Consider the following 17,421-nt stretch of genomic DNA (forward strand, 5'->3'; position numbering starts at 1 on the left):
AAAAAAACGAGCCGCGAGGCTCGTTTTTTATTGTATATCTATTCTCAATCTGTGGTTACACAGTATGAGTAATAAATTATACTGCTGTGATACCGTGGGCTTGTGGGCCTTTAGCACCTTGAGTTACTGTGAACTCAACTTCTTGACCTTCAGCTAAGGTTTTGAAACCTGAGCTTGCGATTTCGCTGTAATGAGCAAAAACGTCTGCACCTGATTCTGGAGCAATGAAACCAAAACCTTTAGCTTCGTTAAACCACTTTACTGTACCTTTGATAGTATCTGACATATATATAATCCTAATTTTAAAACATAATGACCAATTTGGTCGGTAACGCTTGGAGCAACTACTGTAAATCTTAAAACGAAGGATTAATGCTAATACTACGAGGTAATGATTTGCTGCAGGACTTCTCTTAAGCAGGTGCCCAGTATATACCAATGGCACAGTTATGCAAGCTTTATTTTAAATAAACTTTAAATAACTTAAGGCTTTGTTAAAAGTAATCACTCTAGCCCTTTGTTCAAAAGGGTTTTATTGATAGAAGCAAAACAGTAGATCGCACCCAAATCAAGCCCTGATTAAACTTTACGCATAAAAAAACGAGCCGCGAGGCTCGTTTTTTATTGTATATCTATTCTCAATCTGTGGTTACACAGTATGAGTAATAAATTATACTGCTGTGATACCGTGGGCTTGTGGGCCTTTAGCACCTTGAGTTACTGTGAACTCAACTTCTTGACCTTCAGCTAAGGTTTTGAAACCTGAGCTTGCGATTTCGCTGTAATGAGCAAAAACGTCTGCACCTGATTCTGGAGCAATGAAACCAAAACCTTTAGCTTCGTTAAACCACTTTACTGTACCTTTGATAGTATCTGACATATATATAATCCTAATTTTAAAACATAATGACCAATTTGGTCGGTAACGCTTTGAGCAACTACTGTAAATCTTAAAACGAAGGATTAATGCTAATACTACGAGGTAATGATTTGCTGCAGGACTTCTCTTAAGCAGGTGCCCAGTATATACCAATGGTACGGTTATGCAAGCTTTATTTCAAAATAACTTAAAAATAAACCCAATTTATGATATTTTTATTAAACAAAAGTAGCTTATCTCCCACTGTGTATAGGTTAACGCATTCTAATACCTTATTGATATAGCCCTATATAAAGCTCAAATATGTCTTATTCTAGCTATAACGTAGCTTTTATCTCTGTATTAAAACCGACTATATAACCCTATAGGTAGTTAAATAGCGATTAAATGTACTAATCTGAAAGTAAAATGGGGCTGCATCTAATACAAAATAGGCTTATGATAGTAAATATAGAAGACGATTTATCTTAAGTACGACTTGATGAGTTATATAGCCGGTGAGCCAGTAGTCCAGAGTATTGCACTATATAACAAGCGTCTTCCCTCATTTTCTAACGAACTTATTTACTAACTTAACTATATATAGGTATCGCCATGAGTTATAAACATATTTTATTAGTGACTGACTTACGCTCTGACGCTGATGTCGTGGCTCAAAAAGCAAAGCTTATCTTTTCACGTCAGCAAAATGCTCAGCTATCTGTCCTACACATCATTAAAGATACGGTCGTTGGCTTTGGTTATGAGATGGTTCCAGCTGCCAGTCTGTATGATGAAATTGACGATGAACGCCGTGAGAGCGCTCTTAGCGACTTGGCTGACTTTTTGAACCGTAATGGACTCGATTGTTATAGACAAGAAGTGACCACGGCCATTTCAAACAGTGAAGGTATTATTAACTACTGTCATAAGCATGAAGTGGATTTGGTGGTGATTGGGCGCCATGAGCGTCATGGCATTTCAGCATGGATTAATGGCGCAACTGCAGACTGCATCTTACCAAACGTACCTTGTGATGTGCTTGTTGTGAAGCTTGATAAACCGGTCAAAGAGTAATTCTCAAAACCTTTATCAAAGGTTTATATCAACTATCCTCTACGATACATAGAGCTTTGAGGGTTAAGCGTCAGGCAAGCGCCATAAATAGACGCCGATACTAACACAGGTTAACGCCACGACCCAAGCCACCCAGATAAGCTCATCAGGCACTGTGACGAATAGCATGGTGCCTGATATCGTCATCATAATACATGCCAGCCACTTACCTCGGCGAGGCACTGCCCTTCTCTTCTCCCAATCGCGTACGTATTTTCCCATATGCTCATGGTTAATCAGCCATAAGTAAAAACGTCTTGAGCCACGCGCCCAACACGCTGCTGCTAATAATACGAAGGGCGCGGTCGGCATAACTGGCAAAAGCGCGCCGATGATCCCTAATATAAAAAACACCCAGCCTAATATTAAATAGACCCAGCGCATAAGCGGGTGCTTGTGTTGGTTAATATTGCCTGTGTATTGATATTGCTCGGAGTCTTCGGTCATAAATGATTAATAGGCCAGTATGAATAGAAGATAGAATGAATTAGCTAAGAAAGTGAATCAGTTGAAATAAGATTGACAGTTGCAGTACTTGAAAGAACAAGGACAAAGCAATATCCAGCCGCTCGACCAAATATTGCTATCTATCAATTAATCGATCAATTAGAGCAGGGCTTATATCTTAGCGGCTTGGCCTAGCGTCTGTTCAGTAGCGACTTGTGCAATCTTTAATGCAACAGCAGCATCAAAACTGGCGGCACCCACTGATTTAAATAAGGTAATACCTGTTTTATTACTGTCAGTATCGATAACCAACTCACCGCTGACCAAGTCCATCAACTGTCCGGTTAACTTATTCCAAAACCAGTCGCAGTCTTTATTATCATCGGCCTGAATCAAATCACCGGCTTCGTGTTTACCCCCTTCCAAGTCATCAATAACCACGTGTGAGCTGGCTTCAATCACTGAATCACTCACCTCTTTCATATGTGGCTGATACGCACCTACGGCATTAATATGCGCACTAGGCTTGATTTGATCGACTTCAAACAATCCTTCAGTCGCGCGGGTGGCAAGGTTAATCACATCGGCGTCTTTAATCGCCTCTTGCATATCCTCAACGACACTGACAGTAATGCCTTTATCCTTCCATTCAGAATATTGCTCAATAAACTGCTGTTTAAATGCTTCTGCTTTGTCTGTAGTGCGGTTCCATAGATTGATTTGTTTGATATTTGGGCAAACGGTTAATACTGCATTAAGCTGCTCATAGGCCATACCGCCTGTACCGACCACAGCAACTGTGCTGCTATCAGGCCTCGCCATATACTTGGTCGCAACGCCTGATAGTGCCGCAGTGCGTACTTGGGTTACATAAATACCATCCATAAATGCCAGTGTTTGACCTGTCGCTGTATCCGACACTGTAATAGTCGCAATGGTGGTTGGCTTATCACGCTTAGGGTTATCTGGGCAGATAGTGACCAGTTTTACCACCGCGTATTCCTCATTACCATCAAATACAACAGAGGGCATAGACAGGTGCGAACCGGTTTGATTATCCTCGCTGTCTTTATAAGTTGGAATCACCAAACGCTCTGGGGTCTTCACCCAGCTTGGGTTTTGATGCTGTACCTTTAATAGATCTTCGATCGCATCAATTGCCATTGGCATGGTTAACTGTTCTTTAACGGTATGAATATCTAGGATTTGCATAACACCTCTTCGTCCTATCTGCTCGGTTATATTGATTGACGTACATATCAGCGTAGCATTTATTATGACGGCAGCATGTTTGAGTAAACAAGGGATAAAGTGTGACAGTTTGTCAGCTCGTGCGCCTGCTATTCATGTGTTGTGTCCTTAGATTGTTTGGGCCTAAGTATGATTTATGACTATTTAAAATAGACTAATATTTATATAGACAACTGTTTTGCTTATTCAAGCCATTCATAAACGTTTTAAAGGATAAGCCATTTGAACCAGCCCAGTGCCAGCACTGAGAGTGCTAAGCCGCACCACCCTGTGATGATTAGCTTTTTGGAGGGCATCGTCATGCTAAATGTGGTATACAAAATAGCCGCATAGCTCAGTATGGACACAATGAGGATTAGCATAATCAATATACGCTGCTCAGACAATACCAATAAGGGCGTAGGGTGCAGCATAAAGCTCAATAATAAGGCGACAATCAATAGCAGCCATATCACTGTGGCATATATCACTGACCTATTGCCCAGTTGATGACGCCGCCACATAAATAATGAAAGGACAATCAATAAAAATAGGACAACCTTCATTATCATAGCATTGTCTTCAAGTCTTTGCGTTTAGCAAAGAAGCCAACCCCTGCCATAATAACGGTCGGTGCCACCCAGCCAAGCCCCAGTTCAGACAACGGCAGCGCATCAAGCGTAAAGTATCCTTCGATAATCCCTGCAGATAGCGGGTTTTCACTGAACTGTTCAGTCGGTAATTGCATGCCTGGTGTTAGATTAATAAACGCCAAGCCACACAATAGTGCAATTATAATTAATAGCGCAGGCGTGAGAATCTTACCAATCACATCTACCAAACGCCCAGAATGCAGTGCTAAAAAATAACAGATGCTAAAAAATACCACCACGTAAAGTATTAAGCTGATACCCTCTGGCAACTCAACAAAGTGTCGGAAGCCCATTTCGTAGCCAACATTGGCAGCGCGCGGAATACCGTACATCACCCCAATCGATAGATAAATCAAAATGGCAAAAATATAAGCAAATATGGGATGAACACGTCTACCAAGATCTAAGATACCACCACCTGATTTAGCAATAGCGATTAAACTCAGCATAGGCAGCGCAATAGCTGTAGTCACAAACCCTATAACAGCAGGCGTAAAATTAACACCTGAATTCATGCCCAGCATAGGCGGAAAAATAAGATTACCCGCTCCAAAGAAAAAAGACAGTAGCATGAACCCTAAGAACAAAGGTTTCGCTTTTAATTGTCGTTCCACTGACGTCTGTTTACCCATAACAATACGTGCCTTTTATCAGTCTTTTTAAAAGTCAGCAATTGTATAGTAACCCTGAATGCGTGGCAAAGCATGATACTTAATTTTTATTAAAATTAATGGCTGATGGTTTTAAGTTATATCGCTTGAAACGACTTTTAATAATATTAATGCATAAAAAAACCACCCATAAAGGTGGTTTAATCATTGTGCCTATAAGGTGACATCAAAATCTTACGCGGTCCTTTTTAGTGTCCTGTCACTCCGCCGGCTAGACCTGTCACGGTACATGCCGTCAAAAACAGCGAACTGGTTAATACCACAGCGACTACCGCCTTTGTTTTGTTTAATAGCTTTAACATAACCGATCCTTATTTCATTTGTGAAAGTGGTCTTCATTTAAGCGTACCACTTACAACCTAAAAACGGCTCACATTGTAAATAGCGTAAACTTAAATAGATTCAGTATCATCAGTGGCTCATATTGGCCGATCTTATAGCGTCATACAATGAAAAACCGTTACAGCGTATTGCTATAACGGTTTTTTAAAGACGAAAACTATAATTTATTAAACTAGCGGCAAATGGGCTCTAAGCGTGATTTATAAACATAGTTATAGTTTTTGCCATTGGGATAAGCTTGCTGTAAATCGGCCTTATTGAAGGTCTGATTTAACACAAGCGACTGTCTAGGCTGTAAGTTCATCACTTTAATCGTTGAGAATTCAGGCTCATTGCCATACTTCAAGCCAACTGAGTTTGGATGAGGAATTAGGTTGTAAGTCTCCATACCGGCCTGAGCATAGCTGCCATTTGCTTGGCAGTTAAAGCGGTAGTTATGCGCTTTGCCGTTTTTGAAGCTAATCACTGCCGCCTGACCACTCATTTTTTCGGTCATCGCCCAATAGCCATCAGAGATAGCTTGAGGCAACTGATAACCGCTGTTACCTTGCGGATTCGGCATGGTTGGCGCGGCACCCGTACTGGCACAGCCTGATAAGAATAATGCTCCGCCAATCATGGCAGCAGCAGAAAGCTTAAGATGTTGACTCATAATCGTTCCTTTGATTTTTATCGTTTAAAAGATCCATTTCATAATAACGCTATTTGTGCAGTTTGCAAATGTAATTAATTACAGGGTATCGGTAGCATATGTTGCTGGAACGGCTGGGAAACAATAGTCTTTTGGGATAACAGTCATCGCAATCGGGGTTAATATTGATTTAGTGACACCGCCGACGCTCTCGCATTGGACGCTATCATCAATATCATAATGAACGATTCTCAGGGTGTTCTCGGGACACAAATCTGAATAATGAAATTCCTCAAGGACATTGACTCCATTATGGACACCTATTATTGCACACGGTGTATTTGATGCGGGTTGGCGATTGCCTTACTTGGCAATGGCGATAAGCTATGCGTCTGATAAGGTGTCATTATCTGTGGTCGTATGGTTAGGGGTTATTTTACACTATAATAGAATCGATAAACCGCTATGGATTTAGGCTGTAGCAGCTTTAGCTTATCGTTAAATAGGGTTATTGTTAGACACTAAATGACTTACTCTATAAACTTAACTGTCAAAACAGTTAGTTAACAATAAGTACATATCAATCTAGGGAAATAATAATGGCACCTACCTTTAAGGTCTTTAAAAAACTGCATCTGATAATTTTAGCGAGCGCACTGGTAGTTGGCTGTTCTCAAATTAACGACGCTACACAGCATCAAGTCTTAAGCGAAAGCAATAATTATGACTCTACCCTTCCTATCACTCATTTTCCAACTACCTTACCTGATGACTGTCTAGACGGTAACGCAAAATTGTATGATGAATGTGGTGACCAAGTAGATATTCTCAACTCTGCCATTGCGCAAGCTCAAAAAGAGTCTAAAAATGTACTCATTGTTTATGGGGGTGAATGGTGTATTTGGTGTCATGTTATAGATAATTATTTTAAAGGTCAGTTTCAAACTTTTGATTATAAATGGCGCTACGCTGATGGCGATATTCAAACGTGGGCGATGCGTGAAAAAGTAACACCTAAGGATATTAGCGATGCCAAAGCCTTAAATAAATATGTGGCGAATAACTTTGTCGTCGCTCACATCGATGGTAGTTATGCCAATGGTGATGAGGCTATTGCTACGACAGGATATGATGTAAGTCAGCTATATTACGCTCCCATTGTGCTTATACTAGATAATAAAGGGAAATATGCGGGTACAATGCCATCAAGTGATGCCATTGAAGGGTTTGAAATTCGTGAGAGTGGTGGGGAAGAGTTTAGAGGCTATAATCGTAAGATTTTATTGGAACAGTTAAAGTTACTGAAAGCTAAGACGACAAATTAGCCGTTTTTATCACAAGCTTTAAAAATTAAGAAACCGTACAAGATGTGGGGTTCAGTCCATTAAAGCTGCCTTTATAAAAAGTGCATTGGTAAACTTTGAATTTTAATATATTGTTTAATGCTTCTTAAAGATTGGCGACACAATGTTTTAATTTAGTTTACACTAAATAATCGACTAAACTATCGAGTAAAGTGGGCAATACAACACTATATAGTTTAATAAAGTAGCCTATAAATCAATGATTGTTAGCTGGTGTTAGCTGATTATTCATAGTCAGTGTCATAAAACTATGACTATGTCTATTAATTAACAGTAATATTAGATAAACTATTGAGTTTTCACTTGTTCTATTCCTTTATCTGCAACTCAAACTTCTCTATTAAAGGTCTTCCCTTATATGAACATACTGATGAATAAACCCACCCTCTTAACGTCTAGTCTCTTAACGTCTATTTTAATGCTGACAGCATGTGGTGGTGGAGGTAGTAGTAGCTCTAATACGACATCGCCCTCTGTTGAAAACCCTCCCATGACAGTGCCGCCAAAACCAGAAGCGACTGAGTTAAATGTGCTTAGTGGTGTGGTGACAGACAGCTATGGTACCCCGCTTCAAAACGCCAAGGTTACACTGGATGATAATACGATTGTAACCGATAAGTCTGGCAGCTATAAATTTGATATAGACGCTGCTAATGTTACTGGAACCGACACCCGTATTGTATTGGTCAAAAAGCCAGGGTATCAAACGCTGGTAAAAGAAGTCTCTTTTGTGCCTAACAAAGCTTATGCATTGGACCTTGCTTTGGCTGAAAATCAATATACGGAACTGGTTGAATCAACTGATTATATTCTTACCCATCTTGATTCCGGCGTTAAGGTTTATAATTTCTTTGATACTTTATACGACAGCATCATTAATGCCAACGGTAGCGCTTTTAACGGTACAGCAAAGCTATCCATAAATTATTATAACCCAGAGACGGCAAAGGGTATGCTTAGCCTAGCAAAACCATTCTCTGGTCAAGATAAAGATGGCAGTAACAAGATCGACCTTGCCAATGTTGGCGTGATTGAAATGACATTGAATGATGCTGATGGTCAACCTTTAGCGATTAAAGACGGTAAGGAAGTGCAGCTGACGTTCCCCAGTACACTAACCGATCAAAACTTAGATACTATCGCGCTTTGGTATTATGATGAAGCCAAAATGTCTTGGATAAAAGAGGGCGTAGCGCAGCGTAATGATGACGGAAACTATGAAGGCCGAGTGACACATACCGGAATTTGGGCTATCAATATTCCCTTGAATGAACACTCTGCGGTGGTAACTGGCTGTGTTATTGATAGTGATTCCAACCAATCTCCTCCCCTGTTTGACGCTACGATAGGCGGTCAAGGTTATATAAAACATGCCAGTTTGGAGGATGGGACGTTTAAAGTTTCGGTGCCTATTAATACGCCTCTACTACTTGCGCCTGTAGACCCTATCGTCGATTTTGACAACGTTACCATACCCGCGTTAGCACGTAATGAGGTTTATAATATCAATAACGGCGCATGTATCGTGACTTCTAAAGGGGATACAGGCGAGCAAGTCACTTTAACCACTCAAGAAAATGATTTTATTGAGCAACTCGCTAATTTACCGACGATTGTTAAACCTTCTATAATTTCAGCCGTATTTAAGCAACCATTAACCCTACCGATCACTCAAGATGACTTAGTGGGCTATCAGTTTGATATCGTTACTGATTCAGAAGTTGATGAAGATAACCCTTCGGCTACGTCCGTTACAGATATCGTTTATAAAACGTTAAAAGCTGATGTTGATAATAGAGATAGTAACTACGACTCCGTCAACTATTTTATGCAATCTTTGTTTGCCGACAACACGCAGTATGTTGACAAATATAGGTTTTGGTCGAGTCACATTATTACCCCTAACGGGATTTCTGCTAGTAGCCAACAAGGGGGACACTATAAAGGCCCCTACTTAGACAATATGGACAATGACGGAACAGCCATTGCAGCGGTTATTAGCTATGATACTACGTTTAAAAATAATCAGTTAATTAGAGATTTTTATGACACTTTACGCATTGTGACGACTTATAAAGATAACTCTTTAGCAGCTCAAAGCATTGGTGAGGTACTGTTTAAAAGTTTACCTAAAACGGATACTAATTCTGAAATTATTAACGCTTTAAATCGTTTACCTAAAGCCATCAGCACTTTTGATAATCAGGCCAGTTGTAAAGTAATATCCAATAGAAAAACCAATAGTGACTATATTGAATATTATAGTATTAGTGGACAGTCTGCAAACTATGCTTCTATACAGAAGCCTTTGGTCAATACGGTAAGTGGCTCATGGTTTGACAATAACCCGCTACATTGGACGGCTGAAATGGCCACTGATGCGTCAGGTATATCTAGAGCCGTCATCAATTATGACAATGGCACCTATAACGAAGGCATTTATGTGAGAGCAAATGCGTTAACGGTCAGCAATGCTGAAAAGCAACACTGTGATATTTATAATAAAGCAGCTAAAGATCAGATTTTAGAAGCCCTTAGTAAGATTACTTTGCCTAAGGTTTAAGGTTATGGAGCGTTTATACTAAAAACCTATTCAATTTGATTTGAACCCCCTAAGTTAGGCATAGCTTAGAGGGTTCATCTCATTTTATAGTGGCGTTTTTTTACTCCAACTAGAGTAAAGATTAAAGTCTGGGTCTTAAATTTTAATGACTAAGCGTAAGCTGTTGATTAATGATTGCGGGTTACTGATAGTTATCTAACAGGGGCTATTTAGATTTAAACCACTTATCAAGGATAGCTTTCCCAATAGTCGGCAATAACGGCTGGGAAACAATAGTCTTTTGGCATAACGGTAATGGCAATGAGGGTTAGGATGGATTTTGTGACACCCCCGCCACTCTCATATTGGGCGCTATCATCAATATCATAATGCACGACTCGCATGGTATTTTCGGGACACAAATCTGAATAATGAAATTCCTCAAGGACGTTCACGCCATTATGGACACCGAGTATTGCTCTCGATGTGTTTGATGCGGGTTGGCGATCGTCTTGCTTTGCAATAGCGACAAGCTGTGCGTCTGATAATGTATTATTATCTGTGGTCGGATGGTCGGGGATTATTTGCCATGGGTAGATTAATAAACTTAATGTTAGATACTAAGGGTGAATTGAGGTTTAATCATGTCTATTCTATATAGCCAAATCATGCATAATTTATCGAGTAACATAGGTACTTAATTTGATATAGGTAATTAATTTGATAATTTTTGCTAAACAATGCTAAATTGAACTCAAATTGTATTAACAGATTAAACCTATGAGCAAATTACTGCGAAGACATTTAGAAGACCGTGAAATAAAAAAAGGTTTGGGACAGGTGTCCGCCTTTATTGCCCTGTCATTAGGTATCCTTACTACGCTTACTGCGCTGTGTTTTTTATTCCCTAATCTGCTCACCACGCCAGATTTTAGACCCTTATATGATACAAATATTTTACGAGGTGTGTTATTTGCCAGTATCGTTATTGGCTTTGTCTCAGGTGTCATCAGCCTACTGCGTAATCCGTCTAAACGGTGGGGCATGGCGGGTATGTTACTCAATGCCCTTGCAGCGCTGCTCGCCTCAGGACAGATTGAACCCAATTACTACGACCGTAGTGTGTATGCAGGCTTGGACTATTTTATTTTGACCCTGTTAATTTCCGCTTTGGTGTTTATTCCGATGGAGCGGTTTTATGCTAAGTATAAAGAGCAAAAGCTGCTACGATCTGGCTGGGTAACCGACATTAAATACTTTATGTTTAGCCATTTGGGTATTCAGCTACTCAGTTTTTTTACGATCATTCCTGCCCAGATGTTATTTAACCAGTGGCTCAACCCCACATGGCATCAGCTTGTCAGCGGTCAGCCTTTAATACTGCAATTTATAGAAATTTTAATTGTGGTGGATTTCTTTAGTTACTGGATTCATCGCACGATGCACGAAGTCCCGTTTTTATGGCGCATCCATGCGGTGCACCATTCTTCGCATCAAATGGACTGGCTAGCAGCGAGTCGGGTGCATGTGTTTGAACTGATTGTGAACCGTTTTGTGGGTTATATTCCGTTATTATTTATGGGCTTCTCTCCAGCGGCAACCTATGCTTATTTGGTATTTATCTCTTTTCATGCCATTTTTATTCATGCCAACGTCCGTTTCCGTTTTCCCTATTTTCGCTGGTTGCTTGCAACGCCAGAGTTTCATCATTGGCATCATTCGTCAGAAAAAGAAGCGTGGGATAAAAACTTTGCCGCCTTTCTACCCATTTATGATGTAATCTTCAAAACCGCTCATCTGCCCGCTCACCTACCCAAAAAATACGGGACGACATCAAATACAAAAGTACCTGAGGGTTTTGTGGCGCAACTGGTCTATCCATTACAGAATGAAAAACCCAAGAAAAATTGATTTAGCTATACAGGTTTAAATACAGGCTAGCTGTTCCCGCTTTTTGCTTATAGTTGGCAGGGCGTGGCGCACAGCGCCTAAGCCTAGCGGCGTTCCAACATTCGAGCGACCACCTCTAGCCAAGGCGCTGTATGCGCCACACTCCACCAAGCTACCGCGTCAATCGAGGCTAAACCGCTCCTACGGCATGGGTCAGTTTGATTAACAATAATGAAATTAATAACGGGCATAAAAAAAACGCTATCGTTTTGGGCTTTGGGCAAAGTTTAGAGTCCGTTTGTTGGATTGTTTTGCGAATTACTGCTTGAGGTTGCACAGCCTGTGATAAGTATTGTGCTGTTAGGGAAGGGATAGCGTTTTTTTGATTTTGGGTGGATTTTAAGAATGGTATGGACATGGTTGGTTGTCCTTGTGGTTTCCTCTATTAAACAATACGGGTTAACTATAGAATAAATAATTCTTTGTAGAGGAATAGTAAATTGACTTTAGCAGTAAATAAAAAGATATAAATTAAATTTCAACGGTGTTTCTTAACTTATCCTATGGTAGTGATACTCTCTAATTAAACATTACTTTAATAATATGTTATTTTTATTTTTTATGTTTATGAATCTGGCTAATACGAAGACTAATAAGACAGCTAATATTGAAAATATTAATGAGGATATAATAAAAAATAGATTCTGTAGGTTCGGATTACTATGGATAGGAATTTCTAGGTAATACCATATTGGTTCTATAAACCTATCAGTTAAAGAAAATGAGGCGATTAATCCAAAAGTAATTGCAATCAATCTATTAGTGGCATTATTGCTCATATTATAAATATTATTTAATTCTTCAATCCTAATTTTCAGTCTATTATCTATTCTGTTTTCGAGGTCTGGTACTTTATATTTTATTAAAGCCGAATCAATAAAATTTCGTATTTCTCCATATCTTGGAGCATCTTTATAGAAGTTTTTAAAGTCTAATATTTCAACTCTAAGTTTATTAATTGATTTAAGGTCTTTTGACTGACTGACTTTTTGAAGCAACATTCTATTGATCATATAACCATATTCTAGAAACTCATAAACTGCTTGTTGATTATAAATTAGATTTCCATTGTTACTATCATTCCCTTCTTGTTGTAGATGAACACCTTTTTTAGCCCATACACATATTGAAAGTGCCTCATCCAAAAGGATTGAGTAGTCGTCAGCATACCTATAGTCTTGTAAATCTAGTCTATTATTTGAGTAATCATAGACCGTACTTCTAATTAAGATAGCTCTTAGACTAGTTTTATAACTATTAAGATTATCTGGAGCAGACATTTTTTGACCTTCAAAACTAGTAATAAAAGTATAAGGTCTACCAGTCCAAAAATCTCCAACCTTAATAATCTCTTTTTGTCCTAGCAGTAAGTAACTTAATCCTGTTCTAGGTTTGCTTGCTAAATATCCAAGTATTGAAAATATCGTCTGTGCTATTGAACTTAATGTATCCGTCTCGTTAGGATTACGAGTAAGTTTGGCTACCTCAAAATTAAAGTCTCCGCTTTTAACGTTTTTCTTAATACTTTGTATAGTAGTACTATGAATTCTTTCAGCTTTAATGAAACTTAATCTTTTATTTAAAGGATAATAAAACATAGAGCTATGGTATGCCTTAGCTGCTAAATTTACTATAGCTATAGGTGCCTCAATAACTTCCCATTCATTCAGACCTAAATTCAAATGTAAATTAATAAATTCTGCATAATCTATTTTTCTTTTGGGAGATATAGCTCTAAATTCAATTATTATTACCCCATTTTCATATATTTTGATAGTTGGATATAATTCATAAGTTATTTTTTTAAAATTAGTGCGGACTGAAATTAAACCTATTGAAATTCTTATATAGTTTGTTAAGAAACTGTCCTCAAAAACCTTCAACTCACTTATTCTGTATTGAACAGACTGAAACCATGACTCTTTTACAAAGCTATCTAACTTATCAAAGTTGCCTTCAAAATCATCTCTAATAAAACTTACTTTAGTTCTATGTTCTTCTTCTTCAAAAACTGTTCTACCAGAAACTACTCTTCCGTTTTGTTTGAACCAAGTTTTACCATCATTGTGTAATACACAAGAAGTAAAGTCACTATCTACTAAATCTTCTCCAAGCTCTTTAAGATTCAGAGAATCTACATCAAGATAACTTGTATAAGTATGAAAAATATTCCAATCATCCAGAACAAGTCTTTCTTCAATATCTTTAAATAGTTTTTCACTTAATAATTTAATGAATTTTAATTCCATAAATATTTTAAGCCCCTAATACTATTTAATAAAGACACTACGCTATAGAAATAAAAACGGATTATCTTCCTATATCTTTTTTGCTCTTGCCGAGGAACAAGTCACAAACAAAGTCTTTGAAGAAAGCCTAACCATGCTTGAAAGAGCGGTTTAGCCCCGATTGTAGCGGATATACTGTTGGCTTAAGTAGGTTGCGAAGGCTTGGTTTTGGGGTGGCATGGCGTCTAGCGAATGACGCACCAAACCTTAGCCTTTCGCCCTGCTTAAGACGACAGATAGTAGCGTAAAGCGGGATGAGCTACTACAACGCCTTCAATTGCGCCATCTGCTCACTCATCACTTTAAGCTGACCTTGCAGTTCCTCAAGTTTCGCCTTCTCCGCATCAACAACCGCAGGGGGAGCTTTACTTACGAAACCCTCATTACCCAGTTTTCGCTCGATACCGTCGGCTTGCTTTTGTAGCTTCTCTTGCGCTTTACCCAAACGTGCCAGCTCGGCAGTCGGGTCAATTAGCCCTTTCATTGGGACTAAGATACGCAGTTTACCGACCATGCTAGATGAAGAAAGAGGAACCTCTTCACCCTCTTTTACAATAGTCAGGCTTTCAACTTTGGCAAGCGCCTTAAACTGATTTTCGATACGGTTTAAGCTGTCGGTTTGCTCGTCAGTAATGTTTTGCAATAGCACAGGCAGACGCACCGCATTACCCAGCTTCATCTCACCGCGAATGTTACGCACGCCAGCGATCAGTGCTTGTAGCCATGCCATGTCTGCCTCGACTTGAGTATTGATTTGGCTAGTGTCCGCTTGTGGATAGTCGGCAATCACGATGCTGTCAGTGTTTTTACGACCTAAAAGTGGCGCAATAGTCTGCCAAATTTCTTCGGTCAAATACGGCATAATCGGATGGGTAAATCGTAGCGCTGTCTCTAATACGTTAAGTAGCACGTAACGAATTTGCGCTTTGCGCTCGTCGCTAACACTATCATCATTGAGACTGGCTTTGGCAAGCTCCACATACCAATCGCAATATTCATTCCAGATAAATTCATAGATATCTTGGCTGACCATATCAAGGCGGTATTGGGCAAAATGCTGATGGATATTGCTGATGGTCGAGTTCAGGCGACTCATAATCCATTTTTCAGGCAGTTCCCACACGTCAGGATTGGCGCTTTGGTCAATGGGTAATGCGGTCGCCGCCTCACCTTCTTCCACTTTATCAACACAGTTCATCAATACAAAACGACTGGCGTTCCAAATTTTGTTGGCAAAGTTACGATAGCCCTCTACCCGTTTTAGGTCAAAGTTGATATCACGCCCCGTACTAGCCAGTGAAGTAAAGGTAAAGCGCAACGCATCCGTACCAAAGGCAGGGATGCCGTCGGGGAATTCTTTACGGGTTTGCTTTTCAATCTTTTTGGCGTCTTTCGGGTTCATCATGTTACTGGTACGTTTTTCGACCAAAGACTCCAAGTCAATACCATCAATCAAGTCAATTGGGTCAAGCACGTTACCTTTCGATTTCGACATTTTTTGACCATTACCATCACGCACTAGCCCATGTACATAGACCTTTTTGAAAGGAACTTGCGGGCTACCATCCTTATTCTTCATAAAGTGCATGGTGAGCATAATCATACGCGCCACCCAGAAGAAGATGATATCAAAGCCTGTCACCAACACGCTGGTCGGGTGGAACGTTTCAAGCACTCGTTTGTCATCCGAGATGTCACCCCAACCCAAGGTGCTAAATGTCCATAATCCTGAGCTAAACCAAGTATCTAACACGTCTTCGTCCTGACGTAGCTCGACACTGTCATCAAGATTGTATTTACTACGTACTTCGGCTTCGTCACGTGCCACATAAATATTGTCGTCATTGTCATACCAAGCAGGGATGCGATGTCCCCACCACAATTGACGGCTGATACACCAGTCTTGAATATCGGTCATCCATGCCATATACATGTTTTTGTATTGCGCAGGCACAAACTCGATACTGCCGTCTTCCACCGCATCAATCGCAGGTTTGGCAAGTTGCTCCATCGCCACATACCATTGATCCGTCAACCATGGTTCAACAATCACGCCACTACGGTCACCACGAGGTGCTTTAAGCTGGTAGTCTTCAATGTCCTCGAGCCAGCCTTCGGTTTTGGCTTGAGCAACCAGTTGCTTACGGGCCTCAAAACGCTCAAGACCGATGTAGGCTTCGGGCGTTGGTTCAAGCTGTGGGTCGCGGGTTTGCAGGTCTGGATAAATCTCTATCGCTGGCAAGATATGGGCATATTTATCAAAGATATTAATCAGCGCCGTTTCATGACGACGACCCAATTCGTAGTCATTAAAGTCGTGCGCTGGGGTGATTTTAACCACGCCTGTACCAAACTCGATATCGACATAATCATCAGCAACAATCGGCACTTCGCGACCTGTAATCGGTAGAGTGATGGTTTTGCCAACTAAATGCGCATAACGCTCATCTTTTGGATTGACCGCAACGGCTGTATCGCCTAACAAAGTTTCAGGACGAGTGGTCGCAACAACCACATAGTCTTTGCCGTCTTGGGTCTTAACCGATTTATCAGTGAAATAATAGCGGAAGTGCCACAATGAGCCATTTTCGTCATGGTTTTCAACTTCTAAATCCGATAATGCCGTTTGGAATTTAGGATCCCAATTCACCAATCGTTTACCCCGATAAATCAAACCGTCTTCATGCAAACACACAAACACTTCTTTTACCGCATTGGACAAGCCCTCATCCATAGTGAAGCGCTCACGTGACCAATCGACCGAGCTACCTAAACGGCGGATTTGACGGGTAATGTTATCGCCCGACTCTTCTTTCCACTCCCATACTTTATCGATAAAGTCTTCGCGGGTCAGGTCAGTACGTTTGATACCCTCGGCATTAAGACGACGCTCAACCACCATTTGAGTAGCGATACCCGCATGATCAGTCCCAGGCTGCCATAGCGTATTATCACCCAGCATACGGTGATAACGGGTTAGCGAATCCATGATGGCGTTGTTAAAGCCATGCCCCATGTGCAGGCTGCCGGTGACGTTCGGTGGTGGTAGTGCAATAGAGAACGACTCTTTGCTATCAAAGCTGGGTTTAAAATAGCCCTTGTCTTCCCAGTTTTGGTACATGCCTTGCTCTACTTCGCTAGGGTTGTAGGCATTTTCTAATTGTTTTAAGGCAGATTGGATAGAGGTGGTTAGTTCAGTTAAATTTGTATTTGCGTTGGGATTGCTCATAATAGAATTGTCTTATTTTTGGTGGTCTTTTGGATTTAGAGATTGAATAAAGTTAATAGTAGAGTGATTTTAACGCAGATTAGCGGATTTTGTTAGATG

Annotated in this window: 15 protein-coding genes; 4 read left to right on the forward strand and 11 right to left on the reverse strand. The window is 40.1% G+C overall.

Features of this window, described 5'->3' with window-relative positions; translation table 11 throughout:
• Positions 1–76: 76 nt before the first annotated feature.
• A complete protein-coding gene (locus AC2SLM_RS02870; RefSeq protein ID WP_486551878.1) occupies positions 77–286 on the reverse strand; it encodes a cold-shock protein in 210 nt (69 codons plus the stop codon).
• A 384-nt stretch (positions 287–670) separates the two neighbouring features.
• Entirely contained in the window at positions 671–880 is a 210-nt protein-coding gene (locus AC2SLM_RS02875; protein ID WP_486551878.1) for a cold-shock protein, read from the reverse strand.
• Between the two features lie 594 nt (positions 881–1,474).
• Between AC2SLM_RS02875 and AC2SLM_RS02880 the strand changes: the two genes are divergently transcribed.
• Positions 1,475–1,936 (forward strand): universal stress protein, encoded by a 462-nt coding sequence (locus AC2SLM_RS02880; RefSeq protein WP_486542065.1) that lies wholly within the window; start codon positions 1,475–1,477, stop codon positions 1,934–1,936.
• Positions 1,937–1,999: 63 nt separating this feature from the next.
• On the opposite strand, the gene AC2SLM_RS02885 is transcribed toward AC2SLM_RS02880, so the two are convergent.
• From AC2SLM_RS02885 to AC2SLM_RS02905, 5 genes are all read right to left on the reverse strand, one after another.
• Entirely contained in the window at positions 2,000–2,422 is a 423-nt protein-coding gene (locus tag AC2SLM_RS02885) for a YbaN family protein (RefSeq protein ID WP_486551880.1), read from the reverse strand.
• A gap of 171 nt (positions 2,423–2,593) precedes the next feature.
• Positions 2,594–3,634 (reverse strand): ornithine cyclodeaminase family protein, encoded by a 1,041-nt coding sequence (locus tag AC2SLM_RS02890; RefSeq protein ID WP_486551881.1) that lies wholly within the window; start codon positions 3,632–3,634, stop codon positions 2,594–2,596.
• A gap of 245 nt (positions 3,635–3,879) precedes the next feature.
• Positions 3,880–4,224: a hypothetical protein gene (locus AC2SLM_RS02895; RefSeq protein ID WP_486542059.1), complete on the reverse strand. Its 345-nt coding sequence runs from the start codon at positions 4,222–4,224 to the stop codon at positions 3,880–3,882.
• Positions 4,221–4,937, reverse strand: a complete 717-nt coding sequence (locus tag AC2SLM_RS02900) for a branched-chain amino acid transport system II carrier protein (protein ID WP_486542057.1) — start codon at positions 4,935–4,937, stop codon at positions 4,221–4,223. The genes AC2SLM_RS02895 and AC2SLM_RS02900 overlap by 4 nt, the downstream gene beginning before the upstream one ends.
• A gap of 553 nt (positions 4,938–5,490) precedes the next feature.
• The gene (locus AC2SLM_RS02905; RefSeq protein WP_486542055.1) at positions 5,491–5,970 is read right to left on the reverse strand and encodes a hypothetical protein; all 480 of its coding nucleotides are present in this window, start codon (positions 5,968–5,970) and stop codon (positions 5,491–5,493) included.
• 578 nt (positions 5,971–6,548) lie between these two features.
• On the opposite strand from AC2SLM_RS02905, the gene AC2SLM_RS02910 reads away from it, so the two are divergent.
• Positions 6,549–7,274: a hypothetical protein gene (locus AC2SLM_RS02910; protein ID WP_486551883.1), complete on the forward strand. Its 726-nt coding sequence runs from the start codon at positions 6,549–6,551 to the stop codon at positions 7,272–7,274.
• Between the two features lie 409 nt (positions 7,275–7,683).
• Entirely contained in the window at positions 7,684–9,876 is a 2,193-nt protein-coding gene (locus tag AC2SLM_RS02915; RefSeq protein ID WP_486551885.1) for a carboxypeptidase-like regulatory domain-containing protein, read from the forward strand.
• Between the two features lie 227 nt (positions 9,877–10,103).
• Here AC2SLM_RS02915 and AC2SLM_RS02920 read toward each other — a convergent pair whose 3' ends face one another.
• Positions 10,104–10,310 carry a hypothetical protein gene (locus AC2SLM_RS02920; RefSeq protein ID WP_486551887.1) on the reverse strand — a complete coding sequence of 69 codons (207 nt, stop codon included), beginning with the start codon at positions 10,308–10,310 and terminating at the stop codon, positions 10,104–10,106.
• A gap of 325 nt (positions 10,311–10,635) precedes the next feature.
• Here AC2SLM_RS02920 and AC2SLM_RS02925 point away from each other — a divergent pair, with 325 nt between their 5' ends.
• Positions 10,636–11,766 carry a sterol desaturase family protein gene (locus AC2SLM_RS02925; protein WP_486551888.1) on the forward strand — a complete coding sequence of 377 codons (1,131 nt, stop codon included), beginning with the start codon at positions 10,636–10,638 and terminating at the stop codon, positions 11,764–11,766.
• Positions 11,767–11,849: 83 nt separating this feature from the next.
• Here AC2SLM_RS02925 and AC2SLM_RS02930 read toward each other — a convergent pair whose 3' ends face one another.
• The 3 genes from AC2SLM_RS02930 to AC2SLM_RS02940 form a co-directional block, all read right to left on the reverse strand.
• Positions 11,850–11,996 carry a hypothetical protein gene (locus AC2SLM_RS02930; RefSeq protein WP_486551890.1) on the reverse strand — a complete coding sequence of 49 codons (147 nt, stop codon included), beginning with the start codon at positions 11,994–11,996 and terminating at the stop codon, positions 11,850–11,852.
• 339 nt (positions 11,997–12,335) lie between these two features.
• Entirely contained in the window at positions 12,336–14,054 is a 1,719-nt protein-coding gene (locus tag AC2SLM_RS02935; RefSeq protein WP_486551891.1) for a hypothetical protein, read from the reverse strand.
• Between the two features lie 301 nt (positions 14,055–14,355).
• Positions 14,356–17,322 (reverse strand): valine--tRNA ligase, encoded by a 2,967-nt coding sequence (locus AC2SLM_RS02940; RefSeq protein WP_486551892.1) that lies wholly within the window; start codon positions 17,320–17,322, stop codon positions 14,356–14,358.
• Positions 17,323–17,421: the final 99 nt, after the last annotated feature.

The organism is Psychrobacter sp. CX16 (genome assembly GCF_057396245.1).